This window comes from Crassaminicella indica, assembly GCF_019203185.1.
In the GTDB taxonomy this organism is placed as follows: Bacteria; Bacillota; Clostridia; order Peptostreptococcales; family Thermotaleaceae; genus Crassaminicella; species Crassaminicella indica.
On record NZ_CP078093.1, the window covers coordinates 466,712 to 480,297 of the forward strand.

A 13,586-nucleotide genomic window follows, 5' to 3' on the forward strand; every position below is an offset into this window, starting at 1 on the left:
TTTTTAAAATTTATGTAGAAATTTGTTGTATATAGATTATAGCCTTATGATATATAGGAGGAATAACAGATGAAAAAGATAAGCACCAAAATTATTTTAACTGTTGTTATATGCTCAGTACTCATGGCGGCTTTTATAACAACTATAAGCCTCAATAAATCTACCAAAGTAATCGTTAATGAAATCGAGAAAAATCTTTCCTTAAAATCTGAAAATATAAGCAGTTACTTTAACAGTACAATTTCTACTGTAGAAATGAATGTAAATAATCTAGAGTCAGCATTAGCAGTAAGCTTTGATAAAAGTAAAATGAATGACCCTAATTATTATAAAGAATATACTGATCATGTCTCTTTGACAGTTAAAGATTTTGGAGAATATTCAAAAGGAATTACAGCTTCCTATTTTATCTTAAATCCTGAACTTACTAAAAACATTTACAATATTCTCTATGCAGATCAAGAAGGCAATGGAGAATTTATAAAAATAGAAGGTGACATTTATACAATAGAGGATTTTAATCCTGATAATGAGCTTTTATCATGGTATTATGATCCAATAAAATTAAAAAAAGGGATATGGAGTGATATTTACATAGATAGTTTAACTAAAAAAGAAATTATCACATATAGCACTCCAGTTTTTGTAGATGATATTTTAATTGGTGTAGTAGGAGTAGACTTTGATTGTGATATATTTAAAAATAAAATTAATAATATTAAACTCTATGATACAGGATATGCATTTTTACTGAATGAAAAATATGACTATATTATACATCCTACATTAACAAAAAATGATAACTTATTGACTTTAGATGGAGGAAGGTATAAATATATTGCTGACCTTCTTTCTAAAAAAGATAAAGGACTGTCTGAAGTTAAATTTGGTGGGGTTGATAAAATTTTAAGCTATGAAAAATTAGATAATGGTTGGTTCCTACTTATGGCAATAAGTAAAGAAGAAATTTTTAAAGATATGAAAGACCTCACACAGCTATTAATAATTGTTACATTATCAGGAATAATTTTATCTATACTAATTGCTCTTTATTTAGGAAGAAAAATAGCAAAACCAATTGTTATGCTAACAGAATTAATAGATAAAACAAAAAACTTTAATCTAATCTATGACAAAAAATTCGAATCAGCTTTAAAATATAAAGATGAAACAGGAGTTATTGCACAATCAATATTTGATATGCGCCAAGCTCTACGAACAATCGCCGAAACGATGAAAGAAAATGCACTGCACGTTACAGCATATGCTCAAAATCTTGCAGATTCATCTAGAGATGTTTCTGCATCTGTTGATGAAGTTGTAAAAGCTGTTGAAGAGCTCGCAAATGGAGCAACCTCTCAAGCTCAAGAAGCTCAAGCTAGCGCATTAAAGCTGTCTGACTTTGCAGATAAAATAAAAAATGTAACAGAAAGCTCCAGTTTAATGGAAGAAAGCTCAAATGAAGTTATAAAAGTAAATCAACAAGGTATTAAAGCCATTACAGATTTAGAAAAGAAATTTGTTGAAAATAATAAAATCATTGATGAAGTAGGGAAAAAAGTTAATGCACTTTCAAATAAATCTGGTACTATAAGTGAAATAGTTCATGCTATTAATACAATCTCTGAACAAACAAATCTTTTGGCTTTAAATGCAGCTATTGAAGCTGCAAGAGCAGGTGAAGCAGGCAAAGGCTTTGCTGTAGTTGCTGAAGAAATTAGAAAGCTTGCAGAAGAAACAGGTAAATATTCAAAGGAAATAGAAAAAATAATACATGAAATTCAATTAGAAGTTCACGGAACAAAAGAACATACAGACCTAGCTCAAGAAATAAATGATCAAACAAATGAAGTTTTATGTAGTACTGCACAAGTATTTGACAAAATAGAAGAAACCATAAAAAATACTGTACAGCAAATACAAAATGTATATATCAATATAAAAGATATTGATGAAAATAAAGAACATATTGTTACTTCTATCCAAGAAATTTCAGCAATATCTGAAGAAGCTGCTGCATCTACAGAAGAAGTTTCTGCATCTGTCGAGGAACAATCAACAAGTATAGACGTAATTTCTAATACAGCACAAGACCTTAATAAGGTATCAATCCAATTAAAAGAGCTTGTTGACAGATTTAATATTTAAAGTGGACAATTTTGTCCACTTTAAATCATTTCAATAGCAATAAGGTGATTTTATTATTATTAATCATGTATTCTAATATGATCGTCTCTATTTTCCTAATATAACATTTTTTTATATTTGATTCATATAGCTTTGCCTTGTATAATGAGGCATAAAATGATTCGAGGTGAAATATGAAAGGATTCATACAATTATTAATTATTATATGCATATGGCAATTAGGGGAATGGCTTCATGGAATATTAAATATTCCTATTCCAGGAAGCATATTAGGAATGTTCATACTCTTTGGCTTATTATCATTAAAAATAATCAAACTATCTTGGGTTGAAGAATGTGGAGAATTCTTTTTAAAGCATCTGGCTTTTTTCTTCATTCCCTCTGGTGTAGGACTTATTGCTTCTTTAGAACTTATAAAAGCAAACTGTCTCCCCATTACTATTATTATTATTTTAAGCACCATTATTGTAATGGGTGTAACAGGCTTGATCGTACAAAAATTGATAAAGGACTGAAATTTATGCTTGACAACCCATTATTTGGAATAATTGTTTCTTTATTATCATTCAACATTGGATTATATATCTATAAAAAAACAAAGCTGGCTATTTTAAATCCCATACTCATAAGTATTTTTATTATCATTACGATTTTATTGTATTTTAATATACCACTAGAGGTTTACAACAAAGGTGGAAATTTAATTTCTTTCTTTTTAGGCCCTGCTACAGTAGTATTGGCCATTCCTATGTATAAACAAGTTCCAGCTCTAAGGAGTCATATGACAGCTATTATCATTGGTATTACTACTGGAGTTATTACCTCCATCACTGTTGTTGCTTTATTAGCAAAATTATTTGATTTAGAAAATCGTCTTAAGCTTTCTTTAATCCCTAAATCAATTACAACACCTATTGGTATCGCTGTATCAAACAGCTTAGGTGGATTAACCTCTATTGCTGTTATTGCAATTATTATAACTGGGATTATTGGGGCGGTGATTGCACCATTAATATGTAAAGCTTTAAAAATCAATCACAGTGTAGCAAAGGGTATTGCTATTGGAACAGCTTCACATGCTGTTGGAACATCTAAAGCTTTTGAAATGGGAGAAACAGAAGGAGCTATGAGCAGTCTTTCTATTGCCTTAGCAGGAATTATAACTGTTTTACTCGCCCCTTTATTAATCAATTTATTTTCTCTTATAAACTTATAATAATAAAGACAAAAGAATGGTACTCCATTAACAAAGTACCATTCTCTTTTATTATAATCAAAATTTATATCTTAACTTATTTCATACTTCCTGTTTTCATAAACCTTGTATGCCATGAAAGAGCTTCTTCTAATATATGAGGCGTATGCTTATATCCACTTTCATAAGCTCTATTATAATAATCTAATAATTTATCCTTATAATCTGGGTGTACGCAATTATTAATAATTTCTAACGCTCTTTGCTTTGGACTAAGTCCCCTTAAATCTGCAACTCCTTGCTCTGTTACAATAACCATAACATCATGCTCTGTATGGTCTACATGTGAAACCATTGGTACAATAGATGAAATATCTCCATTTTTTGCAGTAGATGCTGTTGTAAATATTGTAAGATATGCATTTCTAGCAAAATCTCCAGAACCACCGATTCCATTCATCATACGAGACCCCATCACATGAGTAGAATTAACATTTCCGTATATATCAACCTCTAGGGCTGTATTCATAGCAATAACCCCTAATCTTCTTGCCACTTCTGGATGATTGCTGATTTCTTGCGGTCTTAAAATAATTTTATCTTTAAAGAATTCAATCTCTTCTTCAAACTTTACCAAGCCTTCTGGTGACGGGCTGACAGATGTAGTAGAAGCTATTTTTGCCTTCCCACATCTTAATAACTCAAGCATTGAATCCTGAACAACTTCTGTATAACATGTTAAATCTTCAAAGCTTGATTCACATAGTCCATAAAGTACTGCATTTGCAACACTTCCTACACCTGATTGTATTGGAAGTAAATTTTTAGGAAGCCTTCCTAATTCTACTTCTTTTTGTAAAAACTTTAATATATTAGCAGATATTTTTTTAGATACATCATCTACTGGTGTAAGTGGTCTAGTTTTATCCTGTAAATCTGTTATAACAATTCCTGCGATTTTATCTAACCCACATGGAATATAAGTAGTTCCTATCCTTTGATCTGGCTTTGTAATTGGAATAGGCTCTCTATTTGGTGGATTTTCAATCATATAAATATCAGCCATTCCTTCTAGTGCTAAAGGCTTTTTCAAATTGATTTCCACAATAACCTTATCTGCTTGTTTTACAAATACAGGTGTATTACCAATACCAGTAGTAGGAATAATATGTCCTTCTTCTGTAATCGCTACAGCTTCTACAATAGCAACATCAACCTTTGGTAATATTCCATAGTTTACATACTGAGGTGTATGACTTAAATGCATATCTAAATACTCGGCTTCTCCGTTATTGATAGCATTTCTTAATTTACTATTTGTTTGATAAGGAAGTCTTTTAGCAATAATACCTGCCTCTGTCCAAGCCCCATCTACCTCTGGTCCTAACGAAGCTCCAGAATACAGGCTTAAACGCATTTTTTCTCCACTCTTTTTTACTCTTTCTGCAAGTGCAAGAGGTACTGCTTTTGGATATCCTGATGGTGTAAATCCACTAACACCAATTACCATACCATCATGAATCAATTCTGCTAATTCTTCAGCTGTTGCTATTTTATTAATTAAATCCTTATTTCTTATTCTGTCGCCATACTTCATGTCTCTTCCCCCAATCTTGTATCAATAACATTATTATATCATTACATTGGCATCTTATGGAGTATAATTGTAAAAATAACCATTCCTAATAATGCAAATGGATAAGTTGCTCCATAACCTGCAGCAGGATCATCACTACCTATTGCATCTACTGCTGCTCCAAGTCCAGGTGTAGATGTCATTCCCCCACAGATTGCTCCTGATAACATGATCCAATTGATTTTGAATATATATCTTCCAATAAAAAAACCAATAAGCATTGCTACTATCCCTACTACTAAAGATACTAATGCTAAATAAGTTCCTGTACCCATTAGTGCATCAAATACCTTAAAACCATATCTTAATCCTACAATAGCTAAGAAAAATGCAAGAGATAATTGTCTAACAACACCTAAAATCTTACTATTCATCCTAAAGTTAATAAAACCTATTTTCCCAATATGTCCAAGTATCAATGAACCGATCAATACCCCACCAGTAGATCCTAAACTAAAATATCCTAAAGGTCCTAAGAAAATCTTAATCTTTCCTATAGTATATCCAAAGAAACAGGCAATTGAAAATGCAATCAAATCAAAGCTAGTCTCTTGAATTTGTTTTCCTCCTGCTGCACTTCTTGCTTCTTTCATTTCTGTTCTAAATTCTTCTTGTTCCTTTTCAACATCAATTCCAAATATTTTCGGGAAGAAATTCACTGCAATTATTACAATTAATACACCAAATGGATATCCTATAGCATGACCTACACCAATACCTGCTTCTGCATTCCTTACGAATTGCTCCTTTTGTTCATCTGTCAATACAGGTGTATTTTCTGGTGTAAGTTTTCCAGAAGAATCTAATAGCTTTAAAAATCTTGCTTTTTCATTTTTATCTAATGCTTCATATTTTCCAACCCATTCAGTAGAATGTCCTCTTGCAGTTTCTATAGCTGCTGCAAGACCCGGAGAGCTTGTTAAAGCTCCTGTATATACTCCTGATACTTCATATGGACTAGCTTCTGAACTTAATAAAGTCATTCCATAAGTAGCCGATGCTCCTAAAAAAGTTATCAAAAATCCTAATATTACAAATTTTACTCCATATTTTTTAAGTACTACTCCCATATCCTTTGCTGCTAGCAGACCTACTGCTGCAACAAATAATATTAAAAATAATAAGAAAAAGTTTTTACTAACCACTCCAGCTTTTATCATCTTTTGAACTGCATCAAAGCCAGCATCTCCTTCAGAAAAGCCTTTTGCATATTTTACAATCCACCAACCTAAAATAAGTCCTGTAAACAATGTCCCTGAAACACCAAAATTAAACTTTCCAAATTTTATTTTCCCAAATAGCATTCCTGTAAAAACAGCTATAAACATTAATACAAATGGATTTGTAATCCAAGCAACTACATCAAACTTCATAATACTCCCTCGCTTTCTTTTATCATTAATGATAATTCAACTCTTATTCATTAATATTTTGTTTGTTAAATAACTAACACCTAATTTTTCAAAAAATACCTTTGCATGGATACTTTTATTATTTGCTCTTTTTTTATTACTTCTAAAAATAATACCTATCTTCTTTTAACCGGTTTTCATATTATTGCTTTAAATATTTCATTAGGAATTCCCTTTTATACTCTTTTACATAGTAACTTTTTATGTTAATTTATTAACTATGTATGATAAAAAAAATGCTCTAATTAATCAAGTACTTAATTGTATACTTGTGCATTAGTATTTTGTTAATATTTTAACATCTTTTCTTGTAATCTTCAATCCTTTTTTTATTTTTATTAATAGAAAAACAGCATCAACATAAAAAAAGAACTATCTTTTATATATTTCTTTTTAAAAGTATCTATCTATAATAAAAAAAACAGCATCAAAATTAATGCTGCAAAACAAATATTTTTTATCAAAGCTCGTCCATTTACTATTTATTTTTCTTTTTTAACAAATAATATATACCCATGCTAACACAAATAATCAGAAGTAATGCTACAGCAACTCTGTGAAAATTCTTCACCCAAAGCTCCCATCTTTCACCTACAAAAACTCCTAATGTAACAAATGTAGTTACCCAAAGCAAACCTCCCAAATTTGCATAAAAAGCAAATCTCATGTAAGGTCTCTTTGTAATTCCTGCATAATAAGCATTCAATTGACGAACCCCTGGAATAAAATAACCTATAACAATCGCATACTTTCCATATTTGTCAAACCATTTTTCAACCTTGTTAAAGGATTTCTCCTTGATATGCAAAAATTTTCCATACTTTTCTAAAAACGGCCATCCCAAACAATACCCGATCATATAGCTAACAGATACCCCTATAATACTTCCTATAAAAGCAATGCAAACCACTGAAAAAAAATCCATTTTCCCTTTGGTAACTAAAAAGCCTGCAAAAGTTAATAATACCTCATCAGGTATCGGAAGTCCTATAATTCCAAATACTAAAGCTAAAAATATACCTATATATCCATAAATAGTAATTAGATACAATACTTTTTCTTGGAGCAACTTGATTCCTCCTTATTTTATGACTTCATTCTTTTTGCTCAAAATATGCTCTATTAAAAGTTAGCAAATATTATCAAAAAATGTCAATGATAATTGCAAAAAATTTTTCTACCTATTTTATTATAATGCAAAAGCACCTTTGAACTCAATGATTTCTGTTTTTTACCACTAGGATTATTTTATATCATAATGATCTACTTTACATAGTAGAATAATTTAGATATTTAAAAAGACCCAAGGGAATTTAATCCCTTGAGTCTTTTATTCATTTACATTATATGCTTGTTTTTCTACTTTTATAAAAGCTTTTTTTACCTGTATTCCTAATGGCAATGCAATAAGTAATCCTACACTTGTAGTAAGTAATGAACCCGGTATTTTTGCGATAGGTGCAATAAAGTTTCCACTAAAATATACATTTGTTAGATAATATCCTACCAATGAAATAATTCCTCCAATAATATATCCTAAAAAGTTTATCTTTATATTTGTCCCATTATAGCTCTTTTGTTGAACAATTTTTGCTACAACATATGCCATTAACCCCTTGATTACTAAAGTAAATGGTGCATAGCTAAAATAGCCTCCAAAAATATCAAATAAAAACATTCCTCCACCTGCCGCAATAGCTGAATCAATTGGATTTAAAATAAGCGCTGTGATAAAAAGAGTTGTTGTGCCTAAATGCATCATACTAGGTCCTACAGGAATATGAATATAGGTAGCTGTCATATTCACTGCTATAAATAATCCTAAAAGAACCATTCTTCTTGTTGTCCAAGTATTATTTTTCATTATTTTCCCTCCCTATATTATGACCATCCAATTTTGTTAAAATATTACACAATCATTACAATTATATTATTGCACAAATATTGTATCGCGTCAACACTACAATACAAAATTGTATTGTAGTGTTTCTAAAAACAAATAAAATAAATTTTCTCTGTCTGCAATTATCATTTTTCATAAATTATAAAAAGGTCATAAATTCAAGCTTTTCAGCCCAAATTTTATGACCTTTAAAAATATGCTTCTTTTAAATTTATAATATTTCCTTTAACTTATCTAATGACTTTACTGCATTTTCTCTTGGTCTTACTTCAATAATATAATAAACATCTATATCTTTCATTTTTTGTATATGCCATTTAAAATCTACATTACCTCTACCTATAATCTGATGATCACTTTTTCCATTATGATCATGTAAGTGGCAAGTCTTTATATACGCTATATGCTTTAAGAAAAATGCTATTTCATTGTATTGATTAGTATAGCTATGTCCTATATCCCAAGTCAAATAAATATTTTCTTTTCCAATAATTTCATCTAACACTTCTTGAACAACTTTTTCTGGAAATCTTCCTGAATTTTCAATGCATAAATAGACTTTATTCTCAGCATAGTTCCCTAATTCTATCAAGCTTTCTTTTAGCACCTTCTTGTATTCTTCACAGTAAAATTCATCTAAATAAGATTTTCTATCTGTAAGGGTAAAGCATACTACACTACCTATATGCATTGTAATTCTACTTGCCCCTATATCATGTCCAAAATCAATAACCTCCTTTAATCTGTCTATAGTAGCTCTTCTAATATTTTCTTGAAGCTGCAAAAGTGTAATATCCTCAGGAGCATGAAGAGTTATAGCAATATTATTTTCCTCTTTATATTTTTTTATTTTTTCTCTATCTTCCTTCGTAAAGTTTTCTGGAAAAAAAATTGGCATATTTACATTTAGTTCAACACAATCAAAACCATTTTCTTTCGTATATTTTAGCGTATCAAATATATCTATTTCCCCAGCAGATGCTGCATATCCTACTTTCATATTCAATCCTCCTAACATAAACTTCATAATTTATTGATACATTACAAACCTTCAAAAGTTATCTGGAATGAACTGTTCTTTATATTTCATTTTGAAGTTGGATCCATATATATTATAATATAAAAATTCATTTAAGTTCATTTTATCATTCATTATTTTCTAAAATATTGCAATGCTTCTAACACATTACTTACCTGCATTGCTACACCAATAGTAAGACAATCCTCATCTATATCGAAGCAAGGATGATGATGTTTTCCTTCTATTCCTTTCTCTAAATTTTTGCATCCTAATCTAAAAAAAGCACTTGGTTTTTCTGCTGCAAAATAAGCAAAATCTTCTACCCCTAAAGAAATTTCTTCTATAAAATGCAACTTATCTTCTCCTAAAATATTTTTTACTGAATTCACTACAATATCAACCATTCTGTCATCATTGACAAGAGTTCTATATCCTTCAGTCTGAATAAGTTCTCCTCTTCCTCCTAAAGCCTTAGGAATAATTTTTACAATATCCTCAATTCTCTTCATTACTTCTTTTCTTGTAGCTTCATTAATGTTCCTAACAGTTCCCACAAGAACAACATGATCTGCAATGATATTTTCTTGGGTTCCTCCTATGATTTTTCCAATTGTAACCACAGATGCATCTGTTGGTGCTACATTTCTTGATACAATAGATTGAAGAGCAACAACTACATGAGATGCTATCAATATACTGTCTGCACCTTCATGAGGATATGCCCCATGTGTTGATTTTCCATATATATGAATTTCAATCGTATTAGAAGCTGCATTCATTTGATTATATTTTATACCTATTTTTCCAGTATCTAAATCTGCATCTACATGAAGTCCAAATACAGCATCTACCTCTGGATTTTTAAGGACTCCTTCTTCAATCATAGGCTTTGCCCCTCCAACTGTTTCTTCTGCTGGTTGAAAAAGCAGTTTGATATTTCCATGAATTTGATCCTTCATTTCGTTTAAAACCTTTCCTGCCCCTAAAAGAATAGCTGTATGAGCATCATGGCCACATGCATGCATTACCCCATCATTTTTTGATTTATATAAAACCTTCTTACCATCTTGAATAGGTAAAGCATCTATATCAGCTCTTAACGCAATGGTTGGACCATCATATTTTCCTTGAATAAGCCCAACAACTCCAGTATTTACAACATTATTATTATATGAAATATTCATTTTCTCTAAATATTTACATATTTTTTTTGATGTTCGAAATTCCTGCATTCCCAATTCTGGATATTGATGAAAATCCCTTCTAATATTAATAAGCCAATCTTTAATTTGTTCACTTTTTTTCATTATTTTTTCCATATCTGCCAGCTCCTTAAATAGGATACGACCACTATATACAATCATAGTGATCGTATTTCAATTTTTATCTTTAATAATTTTTTATAATAACCTTTTTATTTGTTGCATCTAATTCACAAACCCTTCCTAGAGGAATAGTAATCATCGGTTCACAATGACCTGACCTAAAATTATATACTGTAGGCTTAGAAATAGGCTTTATAATATTTTCAAACACTTCAAAAACAGTAAAGCCTTCATCATCTTTGCAATCAGCAAAATCACCTAAAATAATGCCTTCACACTTCTCTAATTTCCTTGATAATACAAGCTGTGTAAGCATTCTATCTATACTATATGGTTTTTCATTTATATCTTCTATAAAAAGGATTTTGCCCTTTGTATCTATTTCGTATGGTGTTCCCATAGTAGCAACAATCAAAGCTAAATTTCCACCTACCAATCGTCCCTTTGCAAAGCCTTCTACCATTACTTTTATTTCATTATCTTCTGGATTCTTTAATTCTATATCATCTTTTTCATTTATAACATTGAAAAATGATTTCTTAGTAAATGGGTTGAAATCTAGCATATTTGATACAACCATAGGTCCATGATATGTAGCCAAATCAGCTTTTTGGTTAAAAAGTAAATGGAGTGCTGTTACATCTGAATATCCTACAAATATTTTAGGATTTTTCTTAATCAACTCTATATCAAGCAGCTCCATCATACGTGTACAACCATATCCACCCCTGATACAAATAATTGCAGCTACATCCTTATCTTTAAACATATTATTTACATCTTCAGCTCTTATTTCATCTTCCCCAGCTAAATATCCACCATATGACAAATAACAACTCTTTCCCATTTTTACCTTAAATCCCATTTCCTCCAAAACAGCTTTTGCACAATCTGCTTTTTCCCTGCTCACTGGTCCTGCTGGAGCAACAACCCCAATAGTGTCTCCAAAATTTAATCCTTTTGGAATCATCATTTTTTATTCCCCCAAAATATCCTTTAATAAAATATCAAAAATCCAGTAAAATTCTATAATCCTAAGCTTTTACTGGATTTATTTCTTCATAAATTATGTTATAGTATTGCATCTACTAATTTTAATATATTTTACAAATTTTCCTATTATTAGTATAGCTAAATTGTTATATAATTTAAAGTGTTTTCCTAACCCATAAAACTTCGCAATTTTCTACAATATTCTCTTTTTTCAAATTTATACAAATTATGCTATAATAGAATTAATTACTACATTAGGGGGGACAGTCTATGCGAATAGAATTTTTAGGTGCAGCAAAAGTTGTAACAGGTTCTAATTATTTAATAACCACCAATAAGTATAAAATATTGTTAGATTGTGGTATGTTTCAAGGCAGTAAACAACTAGAAAAATTAAACTTTGAAGATTTTGCATTCAATCCTGCTGAAATAGACTTTTTAATCCTTAGTCATGCTCATATTGATCACAGCGGCAGAATCCCAAAGCTTGTCAAAGATGGCTTCAAAGGAAAAATAGTAACTACCAAAGCAACAAAGGATTTATGTAACCTCATGCTAATAGACAGCGGACATATTCAAGAAGCCGATGCTTTATGGGAAAACAATAAAAGAAAAAGAGCAGGCTTACCTTTTATTGAACCTTTATATACAGCTGAAGATGCTAAAATCAGTTTAAATTACTTTGATGCTTACCTTTATGATCAAATTATTGAATTAAACGAAGATATTACTGTTCGTTTTAAAGATGCTGGACATATATTAGGCTCTTCCATTATTGAGCTATGGGTTACTGAAAATAATAAAACTGCTAAAATTGTTTTTACAGGAGATCTAGGGATCAAAAATAAACCTATTCTTAAAAACCCCGAGCTTATTGAAGAAGCTGATTATCTCATTATAGAATCTACTTATGGTAATAGACTTCATGAAAAGCAAGAAGAAAGAACTAAGGAATTAATATCAATCATCAACAAAACAGCCCTTCGCGGCGGAACTGTCATTATACCTTCTTTTGCCATCAACAGAACACAAGAACTCATTTATACTCTTAACAAATATTATGAGCATACAGATGAATTAGAAGCCTTTATGAAAGTACCGATATACATAGATAGTCCTATGGCTATATCAGCAACACAAGTTTATAGAAATAATTCTTATTGCTTTGATGATGAAACAAAAAAACTTATTTTAAGTGGAGAAGATCCTTTCCAATTTGAAAATCTTTACTATGTAAACAGTCAGCAAGAATCCATGCGATTGAATAGCCAATCCTATCCAAAGGTAATTATATCTGCTAGTGGCATGTGTACAGCAGGAAGGATTAGACATCATTTAAAGCACAATTTATGGAAGAAAAATAACAGCGTAGTTTTTGTAGGCTATCAAGCAGAAGGTACATTAGGCCGTCAGTTAAAAGAAGGTGCAAAAAAGGTGCGTCTTCTAGGAGAAAAAATCTCAGTTGAAGCTGAAATTTACAGTATTGAAGGTTTTTCAGGACATGCCGACCAAAAGGATTTATTAGATTGGTTAAAAGGCTTTAAAAAGCTACCTAAAAGAATATTTGTTGTTCACGGAGAAGAGGAATCCGCAAAAACCTTTGCAGCACTCATTAAAGAAAAGTTTAATGTGCAAACAATCATTCCTAATATGGGCTATGTATTTGAAATTAAAAATGATCTTCTAAAAAGCTATTCAGGAGAAATGCTAGAACCATTAAAGAAAAAGGAAAATATCATCAAAGAGCTTCAGGAGGTTTATGATACCTTTGATAGTTTAGTACATAAAACAGATTTCTTAATCGATGAAAAAGTTCTTCAAAAGGATTATATACAACTTAAAAATAAGCTTTTAGATTTGAATCAAAAGCTTTTGGATATTAATATGCTTATTAGCAAATAATCAAAAGCATAGCATTATAAAAAGACCCAATCGGGTCTTTTTTCTATTAAA

The 13,586-nt window shown here is 30.5% G+C and carries 11 protein-coding genes; 4 read left to right on the forward strand and 7 right to left on the reverse strand.

The genetic code is table 11. The annotated features are described in order from the left end of the window. The first annotated feature begins 69 nt into the window (after window positions 1-69). The 3 genes from KVH43_RS02250 (at window position 70) to KVH43_RS02260 (ending at window position 3,364) form a co-directional block, all read left to right on the forward strand. Window positions 70-2,148 (forward strand): methyl-accepting chemotaxis protein, encoded by a 2,079-nt coding sequence (locus tag KVH43_RS02250; RefSeq protein WP_218283288.1) that lies wholly within the window; start codon window positions 70-72, stop codon window positions 2,146-2,148. A gap of 173 nt (window positions 2,149-2,321) precedes the next feature. Beyond that, the gene (locus tag KVH43_RS02255) at window positions 2,322-2,663 is read left to right on the forward strand and encodes a CidA/LrgA family protein (RefSeq protein ID WP_218283289.1); all 342 of its coding nucleotides are present in this window, start codon (window positions 2,322-2,324) and stop codon (window positions 2,661-2,663) included. Window positions 2,664-2,668: 5 nt separating this feature from the next. After that, the gene (locus KVH43_RS02260; RefSeq protein WP_218283290.1) at window positions 2,669-3,364 is read left to right on the forward strand and encodes an LrgB family protein; all 696 of its coding nucleotides are present in this window, start codon (window positions 2,669-2,671) and stop codon (window positions 3,362-3,364) included. A gap of 76 nt (window positions 3,365-3,440) precedes the next feature. On the opposite strand, the gene KVH43_RS02265 is transcribed toward KVH43_RS02260, so the two are convergent. The 7 genes from KVH43_RS02265 to KVH43_RS02295 all read right to left on the reverse strand — a co-directional run bounded on the left by KVH43_RS02265 (window position 3,441) and on the right by KVH43_RS02295 (window position 11,613). Further along, window positions 3,441-4,940: an acetyl-CoA hydrolase/transferase family protein gene (locus tag KVH43_RS02265; RefSeq protein WP_218283291.1), complete on the reverse strand. Its 1,500-nt coding sequence runs from the start codon at window positions 4,938-4,940 to the stop codon at window positions 3,441-3,443. A 41-nt stretch (window positions 4,941-4,981) separates the two neighbouring features. Then, complete coding sequence (locus KVH43_RS02270) at window positions 4,982-6,352, reverse strand: aspartate-alanine antiporter-like transporter (RefSeq protein WP_218283292.1); 1,371 nt, start codon at window positions 6,350-6,352, stop codon at window positions 4,982-4,984. Between the two features lie 517 nt (window positions 6,353-6,869). Beyond that, complete coding sequence (locus tag KVH43_RS02275; protein WP_218283293.1) at window positions 6,870-7,460, reverse strand: DedA family protein; 591 nt, start codon at window positions 7,458-7,460, stop codon at window positions 6,870-6,872. Window positions 7,461-7,721: 261 nt separating this feature from the next. Then, complete coding sequence (locus tag KVH43_RS02280) at window positions 7,722-8,255, reverse strand: ECF transporter S component (protein WP_218283294.1); 534 nt, start codon at window positions 8,253-8,255, stop codon at window positions 7,722-7,724. A gap of 250 nt (window positions 8,256-8,505) precedes the next feature. After that, window positions 8,506-9,294: a sugar phosphate isomerase/epimerase family protein gene (locus KVH43_RS02285; protein ID WP_218283295.1), complete on the reverse strand. Its 789-nt coding sequence runs from the start codon at window positions 9,292-9,294 to the stop codon at window positions 8,506-8,508. Between the two features lie 152 nt (window positions 9,295-9,446). Continuing rightward, window positions 9,447-10,634: a M20 metallopeptidase family protein gene (locus KVH43_RS02290; protein WP_218283296.1), complete on the reverse strand. Its 1,188-nt coding sequence runs from the start codon at window positions 10,632-10,634 to the stop codon at window positions 9,447-9,449. A 70-nt stretch (window positions 10,635-10,704) separates the two neighbouring features. Further along, window positions 10,705-11,613, reverse strand: coding sequence for a S66 peptidase family protein (locus KVH43_RS02295; RefSeq protein WP_218283297.1), 909 nt, complete (start codon window positions 11,611-11,613; stop codon window positions 10,705-10,707). Window positions 11,614-11,903: 290 nt separating this feature from the next. Here KVH43_RS02295 and KVH43_RS02300 point away from each other — a divergent pair, with 290 nt between their 5' ends. After that, window positions 11,904-13,535, forward strand: coding sequence for an MBL fold metallo-hydrolase RNA specificity domain-containing protein (locus KVH43_RS02300; protein ID WP_218283298.1), 1,632 nt, complete (start codon window positions 11,904-11,906; stop codon window positions 13,533-13,535). The last annotated feature ends 51 nt before the right edge of the window (window positions 13,536-13,586 follow it).

Excerpts from the sequence above, each read along its gene's own strand:
- KVH43_RS02280 (WP_218283294.1), bottom strand. The coding sequence starts at position 8,255 with ATGAAAAATAATACTTGGACAACAAGAAGAATGGTTCTTTTAGGATTA.
- KVH43_RS02290 (WP_218283296.1), bottom strand. The coding sequence starts at position 10,634 with ATGGAAAAAATAATGAAAAAAAGTGAACAAATTAAAGATTGGCTTATT.
- KVH43_RS02265 (WP_218283291.1), bottom strand. The coding sequence starts at position 4,940 with ATGAAGTATGGCGACAGAATAAGAAATAAGGATTTAATTAATAAAATA.
- KVH43_RS02250 (WP_218283288.1), top strand. The coding sequence starts at position 70 with ATGAAAAAGATAAGCACCAAAATTATTTTAACTGTTGTTATATGCTCA.
- KVH43_RS02295 (WP_218283297.1), bottom strand. The coding sequence starts at position 11,613 with ATGATGATTCCAAAAGGATTAAATTTTGGAGACACTATTGGGGTTGTT.
- KVH43_RS02270 (WP_218283292.1), bottom strand. The coding sequence starts at position 6,352 with ATGAAGTTTGATGTAGTTGCTTGGATTACAAATCCATTTGTATTAATG.
- KVH43_RS02260 (WP_218283290.1), top strand. The coding sequence starts at position 2,669 with ATGCTTGACAACCCATTATTTGGAATAATTGTTTCTTTATTATCATTC.
- KVH43_RS02285 (WP_218283295.1), bottom strand. The coding sequence starts at position 9,294 with ATGAAAGTAGGATATGCAGCATCTGCTGGGGAAATAGATATATTTGAT.
- KVH43_RS02300 (WP_218283298.1), top strand. The coding sequence starts at position 11,904 with ATGCGAATAGAATTTTTAGGTGCAGCAAAAGTTGTAACAGGTTCTAAT.
- KVH43_RS02255 (WP_218283289.1), top strand. The coding sequence starts at position 2,322 with ATGAAAGGATTCATACAATTATTAATTATTATATGCATATGGCAATTA.